Origin of the sequence: uncultured Shewanella sp. (assembly GCF_947495455.1) — a bacterium.
Lineage (GTDB): Bacteria > Pseudomonadota > Gammaproteobacteria > Enterobacterales > Shewanellaceae > Shewanella.
Genome location: NZ_CANLZC010000002.1, coordinates 1 through 13,951 on the forward strand (window position 1 = coordinate 1; position 13,951 = coordinate 13,951).

Annotated in this window: 12 protein-coding genes and 4 tRNA genes; 7 read left to right on the forward strand and 9 right to left on the reverse strand. The window is 41.3% G+C overall.

Features of this window, described 5'->3' with window-relative positions:
* Nucleotide 1: 1 nt before the first annotated feature.
* The 7 genes from Q0791_RS00995 to Q0791_RS01025 all read right to left on the reverse strand — a co-directional run bounded on the left by Q0791_RS00995 (nt 2) and on the right by Q0791_RS01025 (nt 4,387).
* A tRNA-Gln gene (locus tag Q0791_RS00995) sits at nt 2-76 on the reverse strand.
* A 30-nt stretch (nt 77-106) separates the two neighbouring features.
* A tRNA-Gln gene (locus tag Q0791_RS01000) sits at nt 107-181 on the reverse strand.
* A 58-nt stretch (nt 182-239) separates the two neighbouring features.
* Nucleotides 240-324, reverse strand: a tRNA-Leu gene (locus Q0791_RS01005).
* Nucleotides 325-480: 156 nt separating this feature from the next.
* Nucleotides 481-557, reverse strand: a tRNA-Met gene (locus tag Q0791_RS01010).
* A gap of 336 nt (nt 558-893) precedes the next feature.
* A complete protein-coding gene (gene ychF, locus Q0791_RS01015) occupies nt 894-1,985 on the reverse strand; it encodes a redox-regulated ATPase YchF (RefSeq protein WP_299001940.1) in 1,092 nt (363 codons plus the stop codon).
* A gap of 68 nt (nt 1,986-2,053) precedes the next feature.
* Nucleotides 2,054-2,638 (reverse strand): aminoacyl-tRNA hydrolase, encoded by a 585-nt coding sequence (pth, locus tag Q0791_RS01020; protein WP_299001942.1) that lies wholly within the window; start codon nt 2,636-2,638, stop codon nt 2,054-2,056.
* A 504-nt stretch (nt 2,639-3,142) separates the two neighbouring features.
* On the reverse strand, nt 3,143-4,387 hold the full coding sequence (locus Q0791_RS01025) for an FAD-dependent oxidoreductase (protein WP_299001944.1): 1,245 nt from the start codon (nt 4,385-4,387) through the stop codon (nt 3,143-3,145).
* A 244-nt stretch (nt 4,388-4,631) separates the two neighbouring features.
* On the opposite strand from Q0791_RS01025, the gene Q0791_RS01030 reads away from it, so the two are divergent.
* Together Q0791_RS01030 and Q0791_RS01035 are read left to right on the forward strand one after the other, a co-directional pair.
* On the forward strand, nt 4,632-5,357 hold the full coding sequence (locus Q0791_RS01030) for an SDR family oxidoreductase (RefSeq protein WP_299001946.1): 726 nt from the start codon (nt 4,632-4,634) through the stop codon (nt 5,355-5,357).
* A 94-nt stretch (nt 5,358-5,451) separates the two neighbouring features.
* Complete coding sequence (locus Q0791_RS01035; protein WP_299001948.1) at nt 5,452-6,342, forward strand: amidohydrolase family protein; 891 nt, start codon at nt 5,452-5,454, stop codon at nt 6,340-6,342.
* Between the two features lie 19 nt (nt 6,343-6,361).
* On the opposite strand, the gene Q0791_RS01040 is transcribed toward Q0791_RS01035, so the two are convergent.
* Together Q0791_RS01040 and Q0791_RS01045 are read right to left on the reverse strand one after the other, a co-directional pair.
* Nucleotides 6,362-7,537, reverse strand: coding sequence for a mandelate racemase/muconate lactonizing enzyme family protein (locus Q0791_RS01040; protein ID WP_299001949.1), 1,176 nt, complete (start codon nt 7,535-7,537; stop codon nt 6,362-6,364).
* An 89-nt stretch (nt 7,538-7,626) separates the two neighbouring features.
* On the reverse strand, nt 7,627-8,397 hold the full coding sequence (locus Q0791_RS01045; protein ID WP_299001950.1) for a class II aldolase/adducin family protein: 771 nt from the start codon (nt 8,395-8,397) through the stop codon (nt 7,627-7,629).
* Nucleotides 8,398-8,969: 572 nt separating this feature from the next.
* Here Q0791_RS01045 and Q0791_RS01050 point away from each other — a divergent pair.
* The 5 genes from Q0791_RS01050 (at nt 8,970) to corC (ending at nt 13,931) form a co-directional block, all read left to right on the forward strand.
* Nucleotides 8,970-9,845, forward strand: coding sequence for a hypothetical protein (locus tag Q0791_RS01050; protein WP_299001951.1), 876 nt, complete (start codon nt 8,970-8,972; stop codon nt 9,843-9,845).
* 118 nt (nt 9,846-9,963) lie between these two features.
* A complete protein-coding gene (gene miaB / locus Q0791_RS01055; protein ID WP_299001953.1) occupies nt 9,964-11,391 on the forward strand; it encodes a tRNA (N6-isopentenyl adenosine(37)-C2)-methylthiotransferase MiaB in 1,428 nt (475 codons plus the stop codon).
* 139 nt (nt 11,392-11,530) lie between these two features.
* The gene (locus Q0791_RS01060; RefSeq protein ID WP_299001955.1) at nt 11,531-12,574 is read left to right on the forward strand and encodes a PhoH family protein; all 1,044 of its coding nucleotides are present in this window, start codon (nt 11,531-11,533) and stop codon (nt 12,572-12,574) included.
* Nucleotides 12,564-13,028 (forward strand): rRNA maturation RNase YbeY, encoded by a 465-nt coding sequence (gene ybeY / locus Q0791_RS01065; protein ID WP_299001957.1) that lies wholly within the window; start codon nt 12,564-12,566, stop codon nt 13,026-13,028. Before Q0791_RS01060 ends, ybeY begins: the two co-directional genes overlap by 11 nt.
* A gap of 27 nt (nt 13,029-13,055) precedes the next feature.
* Entirely contained in the window at nt 13,056-13,931 is an 876-nt protein-coding gene (gene corC / locus Q0791_RS01070) for a CNNM family magnesium/cobalt transport protein CorC (protein ID WP_299002106.1), read from the forward strand.
* Nucleotides 13,932-13,951 lie beyond the last annotated feature (20 nt).

The window sequence follows — 13,951 nt, forward strand, 5'->3', positions numbered from 1 at the left end:
ATGGCTGGGATACCAGGATTCGAACCTGGGAATGCCGAGATCAAAACCCGGTGCCTTACCGCTTGGCGATATCCCAAAATCTTACATATCGTTTAAAGTAAAGGAATGGCTGGGATACCAGGATTCGAACCTGGGAATGCCGAGATCAAAACCCGGTGCCTTACCGCTTGGCGATATCCCAATCTTGCTTCCTACTTTAAACATCATTACCAGCATAAGCCCATAATGTTTAAATTAAATGGTACGGGAGGAGAGACTTGAACTCTCACACCTTGCGGCACCAGAACCTAAATCTGGCGTGTCTACCAATTCCACCACTCCCGCACTGCGCCTGCTTTTCATCTAGACAGATGTTTTGTTTTACATCCGTTTTTAAATGATTACATTTAAAAATAGATGGTAGCCATAACAATCGTGACTTGATATTCAAGACGATGTTATTTTTACATCAACGATTAACTGACTACTGTTAAAAGTTGATGGTAGCAATGGCGGGACTTGAACCTGCGACCCCAGCATTATGAGTGCTGTGCTCTAACCAGCTGAGCTACATTGCCAACGTTTTGTTAATCGCTATCAGCGAGGAACGGGGCGTATTATGCTTATTCGGAGTATCAAGGTCAACCGCTTTTTTTAGCAATTCACAGGAAAAAGTACTGCTTGGCGATAACTTCATCAAAATGACTAACACTTCTGCAATTACTGCCGTAAATAAAGCCAGTTAACTGATTTTAATGCTTGAGTTCAATGTCTCTGTCGACGCCGTACAAGCATCCATCTTGTTTTCACTCAACTTAAACATACGATAAATGAGCACTATTTTCCTGTCATCACTGAAAAATCCATTCTCAATGATGACAGCACAAGGAACAAAGACGCCTTATGTTTATGCCTTATACATTAAATAAGAAATGCATCACATCGCCATCTTTGACGATATAGTTCTTACCTTCAACCCGTAATTTCCCCGCTTCTTTTGCTCCAGCCTCACCGTTATAAGTGATAAAGTCATCATAAGCCATAACTTGTGCACGAATAAATCCGCGTTCAAAATCCGTATGGATCACACCAGCCGCTTGAGGCGCCGTCGCGCCCACAGCAACCGTCCATGCACGTACTTCTTTAACCCCTGCGGTAAAATAAGTTTGTAAGGTTAATAATTCATAACCACTGCGAATAACGCGATCAAGACCGGGCTCTTCTAAACCTAAGTCAGCCATAAACTCATCACGATCGTCAGCGTCCATTTCAGCAAGCTCTGACTCGATGGCGGCACACACTGGCACAACAACCGCATTCTCTTTTGCTGCAATTTCACGAACGGCATCTAAATGTGGATTATTATCAAACCCATCTTCAGAGACATTGGCAATATACATGGTCGGCTTAAGGGTTAAAAAATTAAGGTAAGCGACAGCGGCTAACTCTTCCTTAGTTAAATCCAATGAACGCAACATATGGCCTTCATCTAATACTGGACGCATTTTTTCAAGTACTGTGACTTCAAACTTAGCGTCTTTATCGCCGCCTTTAGCCTTTTTCTGCTGGCGGGTAATCGCACGCTCACAGGAATCTAAATCGGCTAACGCTAATTCAGTATTAATCACTTCAATATCACTTGCTGGTGACACTTTATTAGCCACATGCACAATATTGTCATCTTCAAAACAACGTACCACATGACCAATGGCATCGGTTTCACGAATATTAGCAAGGAACTTATTACCGAGTCCTTCTCCTTTAGATGCACCAGCCACCAATCCAGCAATATCCACAAACTCCATTGTGGTAGGGATGATACGCTCAGGACTCACAATCTCGGCTAATGCGTTTAAACGCAAATCGGGTACTGGCACCACACCCGTGTTTGGCTCAATGGTACAAAATGGGAAATTTGAAGCCTCAATACCCGCTTTAGTTAACGCATTAAAAAGAGTTGATTTACCTACATTTGGTAGGCCAACGATACCGCATTTAAAACCCATATTTTTACCTTTATCTTTTCAACGACTCGAAGCCAGATCCCCAAACAGCAGTCACGGCAACGATTAAATTATGCTTTAAAAGAATGCAATCTCTGCATTGCTTTACTCATATCTTGATTAAATAATACTTGTGTTGACCGCACCGCTTCGTCTATTGCTGCATCAATCAAACCTTGATCTGTGGGTGAGGCTTTACTTAATACATAGTTACTTACCAAGTTTCTGTCACCTGGGTGCCCAATACCAATGCGTAACCGATAAAAACCTTTATCATTTGCCATTTTAGCAATGATATCTTTCAAACCGTTATGACCACCATGACCACCACCCAATTTAAACTTAGCGATACCTGGTGGCATATCCAGTTCATCATGGGCCACAAGTATTTCTTCCGATTTAATACGAAAGAAATTAGCTAACGCCCCTACGGATTTACCACTTAAATTCATAAAGGTGGTTGGGATCAACAAACGCACCGCTTTTCCTTCAAATTGCGCTTTTGCTGTTAATCCAAAATATTTACTGTCGGGAACTAAATTTGCTCCACATAATCGAGCCAGCTCTTCTACATACCAAGCCCCAGCATTATGACGCGTTCGTTCATACTGGGCACCTGGGTTTGCAAGCCCCACAATCAATTTTATATCGCTCATGTTTTCCAATCTTTATTATCTATTGTCACTACATTATGTAATGGATCAATGAGGCCATAAGCATCACTAAAATATAAAAGCGGAGTATTTTAGCATTCAAATACTCCGCCAACAAATGACCCACTATACCCACTTAAAACACTATGGTTACTAAACTTGGCATAAAACACATCCATCACTAACATACCGACTTAACACTCCATGGCATACTTGAGCACTTTAGGTTTAACTTTACGCTGGCTTATACCTTTAATCATCCCCTCAGGTATTCATTGAATTGGCAACAACGCATTACTGAACTGGCATAAAACGCATCCATCGCAGACATACCGACTTAAAAACCCATGGCATACTTGAGCACTTTAGGTTTACTTATACCTTTTTATACCTTTAATCATCTCGTCAACATTAGCCAATTGAAGCAACCCATTAGGTATTCATTGAATCGACAATAACGCATTACTGAATACCAGCTTAAAACGCATTCATCGCTGGCATACCGACTTAACACCCCATGGCATACCTGAGCACTTTACGCTTAATCGGTCCGTCAACATTAGCCAATTTAAGCAACCCATTACGTATCAATTTGATCGGCAATAGATCATTACTGAAACTGGCATAAAACGCATCCATCGCTGACATCATCAACTGATTATCCCGATATCGACTCGACTGATAATGGGCAAGCATAGTATTGTCCCACCAAGTCTCAGTCACTGACATTCTTTGCCTAACCGATTCAATAAGGGCTGCCACATCTTTAAAACCTAAATTAACACCTTGGCCAGCAAGCGGGTTAATGGTATGGGCAGCATCACCTAAAATAACAACATTATCAATGAAGTATTTCTGCGCATGGCGACGAGTCAAACTGAAATAGCCTTTATCTAACACCTCAAAGTCCGGCGATAACCGATTTGGAAACTGAGCGCGAATTTGTGTCGCTAACGCTTTATTGTTTAGCTGGAATAGCTGTTTTATTTTTTGCACATCATCATACCATACAAGTGAAGCCTGATTATCAGGTAGCGGTAATAAAGAACGAGGCCCTTTGGGCGTAAATTGTTGCCACGTCACTGGCGGCTCAGCTGCCGTCATTTTAATATTAATTAACATGGCCGATTGCGCATAATCCCAACCACTCACACCAATATTGGCCCATTGACGCACAAAAGAATTCGCGCCATCAGCCCCCACTAATAAAGGTGCGGTCAAGGTGCGTCCGTCCTCTAATATCACTTGTACAGCAGAGGATAAAGGTGCCTTTTGCTCAGAAGACAGTACCGAGACTTGATGGCGCTGAGGTTGACTGGATAGTGCTTTAACTTTTGCAGGGCAATAAAGATGTACATTATCTAAAGCTTGCATTTGCTTCCACAAGGCTAATTGAATCAGACGGTTTTCCACTATATAGCCTAAATGTGTTTCACCGATTTGTTCACTGTGAAAACGAGTAATACATCCCTTCAACTCCCAGGTTTCAAGCCCTTGAAACCTCTGCATACGAACTTGATGCAAGAAATCCATGGCGCCTAATTCCTGAAGCAACTTTTCAGATTGAGCACTGATCGCTGACACACGTAAATCCAAAGGTTGTGACGGCTCATAAGCTTGAGGCTGCACCCTTTCTAGTACAGCAACATTAAGACCTAGCTGAGCAAGCCCTACCGCACTGGCGGCGCCAACCATGCCTCCCCCGATAATCACCACATCATGTTGAATATCAATTCCTTGTATTTGGCTCACTTCACGCGCCCTCACCTTTGTCTGTTCATGTCTTATGACTACTCACTATCACGCTTGAAAGGGATGTTTTCAAAAGAGTTCAAGATAGTGCTCATCATCAAGTCTTTAATAACAAGCATCTTACCATAGACACGCATTCTACGCTTGAGACGTAGCGCATATTCATTGAAGAAAAGGAAAACTGTTGCATTAAGTTCAAATACTGTATCTTCAAGAAAATTAATTGAGCCCATAGAGTCAAAAAATGAAAAAAACGTGTATTGTTACTGGTGGAAGTTCAGGTATAGGATTAAGTGTCGTTAAACTCTTTTTGAAGAATGACTATCAGGTATTTAATCTTGATTTACAACCCAGTGAATTTGGGCAATTTCGTCAGTGCGACATCACCAACCTTGAGCAAGTCACCCAAATCATCAATCATATCGCTCAAGAGCATAATATTGATGTACTGGTATCAAACGCGGGCATCCACTTTTCAGCAACCATAGAAAACACCAGTGAAGCAGAGCTAGACAAGGTTTTTAGCATCAATGTTAAGGGCGCCTATGCCGCCACTAAGGCTGTGTTACCTAATATGAAAGCCAATCAGCAAGGCGCCATTATATTAATCTCTTCAGAGCAAGCCTTGGTCGGTAAACCTAACTCTTTTGCCTATAGTTTAACGAAATCGGCACTGGCCTCTATGGCAAAAACCACCGCCTTAGATTATGCCGCTTTTAATATTCGAGCCAATGCCGTGTGCCCAGGAACCATTGAAACCCCTCTTTATCATAATGCCATTGATAACTATTGCCGCCGCTCTGGAGCCAATAAAGCCGACATTCATAAAGAAGAAGCCGCTCTTCAGCCTTTGGGCCGCTTAGGTCAACCCGAAGAAGTCGCAGAATTAGTCCTCTTTTTAGCATCAGATAAAGCAAAATTTATTACGGGCAGTTTACAAGTTATCGATGGGGGCTACACCACCCAATAACAAAATGGCGCCTATGTGATAGATAAATTGAATACTATTTCATCAGCTCGAAATATCGAGTAATATCAAACAAACTCATTTTAGCGCTGATGAAATGAACAAAATAATTGATCCCCACTTGCATTTCTTTGAGTTAAATTTAGGGCATTATCAATGGTTACAAGAAGCTAATCCGCCTTTCTGGCCCGATAAACACAAGCTACGACAAAATTTTCATGAAGAAGCACTGACGCTTAATCCAAATACTATGTTAGCAGGTTTTGTGCATATCGAAGCCGGATTTGATAATGTGCAGCCTTGGCGAGAAATCGCTTGGTTAGAGTCAAGCTGTAGCTTGCCCTTTAAAACGGTTGCAGGCATAGATTTAACCCTTAAGGAAGAGAGCTTTAAAGATCATATCAACCAATTATCACAATACTCATCCGTTGCAGGTTGTCGGCATATTTTAGATGAACACGCCTATGCATTACTGTGCCAAGAGAATGTCCAACACAATTTAGCTTTTCTGGCTAAAAATCACTTAAGTTTTGACTTACAAATGCCACTTAGCGATAAAATCGCCGTGGATTTATTAATCCAGATCCTCAAGAGCCTTCCTTCATTAAGGCTGATTATCAATCATGCAGGGTGGCCGCCCATCGCTTCCATGAAAACAGATATGCAAACACTACAAGCAGCTTGGCAACAATGGCAAAGCAACCTTGAAGCACTCAGTGCATTTCAACACTGCGCAATTAAATGTTCAGGTTGGGAAATGATGAACAGACAATATCAAAGCCAATGGCAATTCGATATCATCGCTCAATGCATTCACGCATTTGGGGATGAACGCGTTATGTTAGCCAGTAACTTCCCTTTAGTACTATTAAAACAAGACTATCATGCATTATGGGAACACTATTTCAAACTGGAGTTAACCCAAACACAAATAACGGCATTAACTTACGCTAATGCCGCTCATTGGTATCAATTCAATCGCGATTAAATGCTCATCTAAAAATTAATCATTTCACTGTGACATTAGGCGAGCGTTTCACGACTTCATCATTTAATTCAATTCCAATGCCTGGCACTTCCGTCACTTTAAAAGTCCCCTGTTCAGGCTGAGGATCTTGCAAACACAGCTCTCGGTTCCAGTCTTTAATCGCATAAGTATGATGTTCATGAATTAAAAAGTTAGGAATCGCTGTCTCTAAATGTAACGATGCAGCCGTTGCAACGGGCCCACCACACACATGAGCTTGAACGCGAATATCATAAACATCTGCATAATCACACACTTTCTTCGCTTCTGTAAAACCGCCACATAAGCCCACATCAGGTTGCAAAACATCAATACTTTGATCTTCAAAATACGAACGCACATCCCACCTGTGATATAAGCGCTCTCCTCCTGCAATGGGAACCTTGACATTCTCGGCCACTTTTTTGTGCACCGCTGAATTTAAATAATTAACGGGTTCCTCATACATCATGCAGCCGACTTCCTCGATGACTTCACCCATCTGAATAGCAGAAGCGGCTCCCATCAAGGAGTGAGATTCAAAAATAATATCAACATCTTCCCCCACAGCATCACGGATTGCTCGTAATCGATTGCCAAACAAACGCATTTGCGGCTTAGTAAACAACTTGGTGCGATCGAAAGAAGAACTGCCGTCGTGATTATACACTATGGGGTCCACTTTAACGGCGTCATACCCTTCTGCCACAGCTTTTAACGCCGCATGTGCGTATTCTTCGGGCTCGATTAATTTATTAACTGTGACATCCCAATCAAATTGCAATTGACTCGCATAAGTGCGTAGCTCTTCATTCACCTTCCCCCCTAACAATTGATACACAGGCACTCCCAATGCTTTTCCTTTGATATCCCAAAGTGCAGTATCAATGGCACTCATTGCTGAATACAGTACAGGACCACCACCTAACCCCCAAAAACTCTCTCGAAGCATTCGAGACCATAACAGCTCAGTATTAAAAGGGTTAAAGCCAATTAATACCGCTTCTGCTATTTCCTTTATCATGGCCGCCGCAGCACTATGCCCCCAATCATAAGCAAGGCCGGCCTCACCCACACCACTTATGCCTTCATCGGTATGCACACGAACAAAAACAGGATTCCAAGCTGGGCGTTTAGGACATTCAATATCAAAAATTTCTACATGAGTGACTTTCATAGGGTTCTCTCAAAGGTATAGTTAATGGTGAACAGGTTGTAATAATATCAGTAAGACCAATAAGCCAAATTCATCAAGCACCAAGAATATTAATAAACAAAATCAGGGTATTGTCGCAATACTTTTCGCATCATTGCAGGCCATGCTTTTTGTCCGCCCGTTAACCCAGAATGCACTATATTCGCTTGTGCCTTGATACCATCGACAATACTTTGGTCAACATAAATTGGCTTCATTCCGGTGGACATGACTTGTATTTGTACTTGGCATGCACGCACTAAATCATACATGTGCATGAATGCATCCCCGATGGTTTTGCCCATAGTCAACGCGCCATGGTTTCTCAGTAACATAAAATTTGTATTTCCAAGATCTTTTTGTAATCTCACTTTTTCATCATGATCAACCGCTAACCCTTCATAATCATGGTAACTGAGTGATGCCAATGCAAACATGGAATACTGACTTAAAGGCAATAAACCTTCTTCTAGGCTCGCTACGGCAATGGTTTCATTTGTATGAACATGTAAAGCACATTGATCATCATGACGCGCTTCGTGCACAGCACTATGGATCGTAAAACCTGCTGGGTTGATTTCTAAGGGACATTCGGGATCGACAATATTGCCATTAATATCAATTTTAACTAAATTTGACGCAGTAATTTCATCAAAGCTCAGCCCAAATGCATTGATCAGCAGATGTTCTGAATCTGGAATACGCGCCGATACATGGGTATGAATAAGATCATCCCAACCCTGCATGACAAACAGTCGATAACAAGCAGCAAGCTCAACACGGGTTTGCCATTCTTGTGCTGACACTTTGCCTTTAAGGTTTATTGTTGGCAATTCAAACATGATAAGCCTCTACAACAGATAATGAATGGTGAATAGAAGTCAATAGAGCGAAAATCAAACGCAAAGTCAAGGGAACAAGGCGAAATACCGCGCCCAGTTAGTCACCTCCAAAAACACACTAAGAGAAAGATAAAAAAGATCGCAAAAATAAAATATAACAGACTATTGATTATGTAGGTTTTATACAAAACTCAAAAAATATCCCCTGTAAAATAATGTTCCGTTCTCAATTAAGATTAAGCTTTTTCAATCTCAGCAACAAAGGGTAACAAGTTGCCGGCTCTACTCATGTTTGCCACTGTAATGACGCTACTTTTCCTTTTATATCCGTTTCAGCTAATGCAGCCCCTCTAATTTCAACTTAAACTCAACATAAGACACACAACAAGTTAACAACAGTTTATTTTCTTATAAAAATGATAAATTTATTATATGTTTTATAATTAATTTTTATATAAAACACCCAATTAAATTCATTTATAGATAAATGATAAAACAAAAGGTTGTTTTTATATCTAATAGAGATTAAAAAGTGCCAGATTTATTCTATAAAACTGCTAAAAGTACAATTTATGCCCATAACTCTAAGAAGCGTTCAAGATATCAAACAATATGCCATTGAACAGATCAGAAATGAATCCACCTTGACCTTAAATGACAGAGCCTACACAATAAAAACAAGCCCTAATGATGATATCCATATTCACCGCGCCAATGACCATGTAACGGATCATCTAAAACGGCCCATCACAGCGATTAAAGATTTCTTCTTACGTGCTCAAGCACCTGAAGAACACGCGACGCAAACCCGTGGACAACAACTCACCAACCTCATAAACACACATTGCCGTAGAAAAGTGCTTGATATTATGTTTACGCCTAAGATCAAGCACTATCAAGGTGCAAATAGAGACGTCTATATTACCCCTTCTGGTGAAGGGGTCAAAATCGTCAAATCACAACAAACCGATGACGATATCACGCAATCTCAAACTTGCCTAAGGCTCAATGAAATCTATAAAAGCCCGCACTTTTACAATGGAAAATACGCCCATTTAGCAACCCATAAAGTCGAACGTATGATAGGAGTCGATGGTCAAAGCGTTACCGTTAGCACCTTTAAAACCATTCCTAATAGTGAACCGCTCAAGTGCTATAAAGAAAATGGCGGCATTGACCGAGATCAATATTTTGAAGCCATTCCAGAATCTGCTTTAGCCATGTTACGTCAAGCAGGCTTTAACCCATGGGACGTGAAACCCGATAATTTTGTTAAAATTAAAAATGACCAAGGCAGCTATGATTACCTTCCCATTGATGCAAAATATATTGGCACTATCGGACTTGATCGCAGTAACAGCCTACGCACAAAAGAGGTATTGAACCTACAAAAACAGTCAGGTCAACAATACGCCTTTGACGAAGCTTACGTGGATAAAAGACAATAGTTTTTATCATGAAATCAAGATTTCCTTCCATACCATGGTATAAGGCTAGTAATCAGGCTTACAGCAAGGTAAAATATGCCGCTATTTTTTCAGTATTCTTATAGAGTGAAGCAGACTGATGAGTAAAAAACTCCATATTAAAACTTGGGGCTGTCAAATGAATGAGTATGACTCATCAAAGATGGCTGATTTGCTTGATGAACATCAAGGTTATACCTTAACGGAAGAAGCTGAAGAAGCTGATGTATTATTATTGAATACTTGCTCTATCCGTGAAAAAGCCCAAGAAAAGGTGTTTCACCAATTAGGCCGCTGGAAAAAATTAAAAGATAAAAAACCCGATCTTATTATTGGTGTCGGTGGCTGCGTGGCTTCTCAAGAAGGAAAAGCCATTAAAGAACGTGCTCAATGTGTTGATCTTATTTTTGGTCCTCAAACCCTGCATCGTTTACCTGAAATGATTGATCAAATTCAAGCTGGCGGCAAAGCCGTTATTGATGTTAGCTTTCCAGAAATTGAAAAGTTTGATCGCCTGCCCGAACCCAGAGCAGATGGCCCCAGTGCCTTTGTTTCCATCATGGAAGGTTGCAGTAAATACTGCTCTTTTTGTGTGGTGCCTTACACCCGTGGTGAAGAAGTCAGTCGCCCTCTGGATGATATTATTCTTGAAATCGCTCAACTCGCCGAACAAGGTGTACGCGAAGTGAATTTACTAGGGCAAAACGTTAACGCTTATCGCGGCGCGACCCATGATGATGACATTTGCTCTTTTGCTGAGCTATTACGTTTCGTCGCTGCCATCGATGGTATCGATAGACTACGTTTTACCACCAGCCATCCCATTGAATTTACTCAAGACATCATAGATGTTTATGAAGATACACCAGAACTGGTCAGCTTCTTACATTTACCAGTGCAATCTGGTTCCGATCTGATTTTGACTCAAATGAAACGCGGTCATATGGCGATTGAATATAAATCCATTATTCGTCGCTTGCGCAAAGCCCGTCCCGGTATTCAAATTAGCTCTGACTTCATTATCGGCTTTCCAGGCGAGTCTAAGCAAGACTTTGCCGATACCATGAAACTTATTGAAGACGTAGGTTTTGATCACAGTTTTAGTTTTATCTACAGTGCTCGTCCAGGCACACCCGCATCTGATTTACCCGATGATGTGAGCCTCGAAGAGAAAAAAGAACGTTTAGCCATCTTGCAAGATCGCATCACACAACAAGCTATGCGTTACAGCCGAAATATGTTAGGCACAGTACAGCGTATTTTGGTTGAAGGTCCATCGATTAAAAATCCAATGGAATTGCGAGGCAGAACAGAAAACAATCGCGTCGTTAACTTTGAAGGCCAACCTAAACATATTGGTAGCTTTGTGGATGTCGAGATTGTTGATGTGTACACTAACTCATTGCGTGGCAATTTTATTCGCGGCGAAGATGAAATGGACTTACGTCGTGATTTACGCCCCAGCGATATTTTAGCGAAACATAAGCAAGACGATGATTTAGGTGTAACACAATTCATCCCATCGTAAATATTCGCTTAAGTGATTATAAAGGCAGCATCTTAATGCTGCCTTTTATTTTTTCCACATTTGAGCCTAAAATAAGGTTAGCATTTCTGCCCATAGGCTCGTAAACTAATAGAATGACAATCAGTATTTGGAGTGATTTTTGTCAAATAAGTTAACGACTCTCAACTTGTATCTAGAACCCGCTGAAACACGTCGCTTAGCCTCACTATGTGGCCCTTTTGATGACAATATCAAGCAATTAGAACGCCGCATCGGAGTTGAAATCAACTACCGTGATAATCATTTTCAAATTGTTGGCTTACCAAAAAATTGTTTAACGGCAAATAATCTTCTCAAAGACTTGTATGTTGAAACTCAGCCCGTCAAAGGCAGTACACCGGATCTTGAACCCGATAAAGTCCATATTGCCATTCAAGAAGCCATTGCATTAGAATTTGAAGCGACAAGTGATGATAAGTCATTGTATATCAAAACCAAGCGTGGCGTGATCAAACCCAGAAACCCAAATCAAAGTGACTATGTCTCCCATATTAATGGCCACGACATTACCTTTGGTGTGGGGCCAGCAGGCACAGGTAAGACTTATCTGGCCGTTGCTGCTGCCGTAGATGCATTAGAACGCCAAGAAGTCAGGCGCATTCTATTAACTCGCCCAGCGGTAGAAGCCGGGGAAAAGCTAGGGTTTCTTCCAGGGGATCTCAGCCAAAAAGTCGATCCCTATCTTCGCCCTCTTTATGATGCATTATTTGAAATGCTCGGTTTTGAAAAAGTGGAACGCTTAATTGAGCGCAATGTCATTGAAGTCGCACCTTTGGCCTACATGCGAGGCCGAACGCTTAATGATGCCTTTATCATTTTAGATGAAAGCCAAAATACCACAGTGGAGCAAATGAAGATGTTTCTCACACGTATTGGCTTTAATTCAAAAGCGGTGATCACTGGGGATATTACTCAGGTTGATCTGCCAAAACATCAAAAATCTGGCTTACGTCATGCCATTGAGGTGTTAAGCCAAGTCGAAGAAGTCAGCTTTAACTTTTTCCAAGCAAAAGATGTCGTCAGGCACCCTGTTGTTGCCCGTATTGTCGAAGCTTATGAAGAGCATGAACTGCATCGTCAAAAAACTCACGGCATCAAAGACAACCAACATAAATTGCAGGAAGTGGCACATAATGAGTCTTAACCTTATGCTCGACAGGCAAATTGCGCTGGAAGACACATCGAACCTACCCAGCCAAACGGATTTGAGTTTATGGGTCACTGCAGTACTTGAAGGGCGTATGGATGAAGCAGAACTCACCATACGCATCGTGGATAGCGAAGAGAGCCAACAACTCAATCATGATTATAGAGGTAAAGATAAACCGACAAATGTGCTTTCTTTTCCTTTTGAAGCACCAGCAGAAATAGCGCTGCCTTTATTGGGCGATTTAATTATTTGTGCCCCTGTGGTGACAGGAGAAGCCCAAGCACAAAATAAGACTTTGCAAGCACATTGGGCTCACATGGTTGTACATGGTACGCTTCATCTGCTAGGGTATGACCATATTGATGATGCCGACGCTGAAGAAATGGAGTCATTGGAGACTAAAATCATTACCCAGCTTGGCTTTACAAACCCTTATCAGGAGCAGTAAGAGACTCAAATGAGTCAGAGAAATACTATGAGTGATGACATCCCCCCGAGTACAAACGCCCCTAAGAAAGGTTGGCTAGATAAAGTCAGTCAATTATTCCAGGGCGAACCGCAAAACCGTGAAGAACTCGTCGATGTGATTAACGATGCCGAACAGCGCGAAGTGATCACTGAAGACACGCGAGAAATGATTGAAGGCGTACTTGAAGTATCCGATCTTCGAGTCAGAGATATCATGATCCCACGCGCACAAATTGTGAGTTTAAATATTGATAATTCAGTCGAAGAATTGCTCTCCACTGTGATCAGTTCCGCTCATTCACGTTTTCCTGTTGTGAATGATGATAAAGATCACATTGAAGGCATATTATTGGCCAAAGACTTACTCAAATACGGTTTTCAAAATAACGCAACCCCCTTTACCTTAACACAAGTGATCCGTCCTGCCGTTGTGGTTCCCGAAAGCAAACGGGTTGATGTATTACTCAAGGAATTTCGTTCTCAGCGTTATCATATGGCCATTGTTGTTGATGAATATGGCGGCGTATCAGGACTCATCACCATTGAAGATATTTTAGAAGAAATTGTCGGCGAAATTGAAGATGAATTTGTTCATGAATCTGCCGAAGAAACTGAAATACGTCAAGTGGCTAAACATGTTTATATGATTAAAGCATTGACACCTATTGATGACTTTAATAATAAGTTTAATACAGACTTTAGTAACGAAGAATTTGATACTGTGGGTGGCTTAGTCTCACATGCTTTTGGACATTTACCCACAAGAGATGAAAAAATAACCATAGATAATATTGAATTCAAAGTCGTCAGTGCAGACACGCGAAGGCTTATTCAGCTGAGTGTCAAGCTCCCTACATCTAACATTGAAGAAAACGTAACCTAATTTTCTCATTTTCATTAAGC

What these genes read in the sequence shown, in the direction of transcription:
- ychF (WP_299001940.1), bottom strand. Translation starts at nt 1,985, where the DNA reads ATGGGTTTTAAATGCGGTATCGTTGGCCTACCAAATGTAGGTAAATCA.
- Q0791_RS01050 (WP_299001951.1), top strand. Translation starts at nt 8,970, where the DNA reads ATGCCCATAACTCTAAGAAGCGTTCAAGATATCAAACAATATGCCATT.
- ybeY (WP_299001957.1), top strand. Translation starts at nt 12,564, where the DNA reads ATGAGTCTTAACCTTATGCTCGACAGGCAAATTGCGCTGGAAGACACA.
- corC (WP_299002106.1), top strand. Translation starts at nt 13,056, where the DNA reads ATGAGTGATGACATCCCCCCGAGTACAAACGCCCCTAAGAAAGGTTGG.
- Q0791_RS01045 (WP_299001950.1), bottom strand. Translation starts at nt 8,397, where the DNA reads ATGTTTGAATTGCCAACAATAAACCTTAAAGGCAAAGTGTCAGCACAA.
- Q0791_RS01030 (WP_299001946.1), top strand. Translation starts at nt 4,632, where the DNA reads ATGAAAAAAACGTGTATTGTTACTGGTGGAAGTTCAGGTATAGGATTA.
- miaB (WP_299001953.1), top strand. Translation starts at nt 9,964, where the DNA reads ATGAGTAAAAAACTCCATATTAAAACTTGGGGCTGTCAAATGAATGAG.
- Q0791_RS01040 (WP_299001949.1), bottom strand. Translation starts at nt 7,537, where the DNA reads ATGAAAGTCACTCATGTAGAAATTTTTGATATTGAATGTCCTAAACGC.
- Q0791_RS01035 (WP_299001948.1), top strand. Translation starts at nt 5,452, where the DNA reads ATGAACAAAATAATTGATCCCCACTTGCATTTCTTTGAGTTAAATTTA.
- pth (WP_299001942.1), bottom strand. Translation starts at nt 2,638, where the DNA reads ATGAGCGATATAAAATTGATTGTGGGGCTTGCAAACCCAGGTGCCCAG.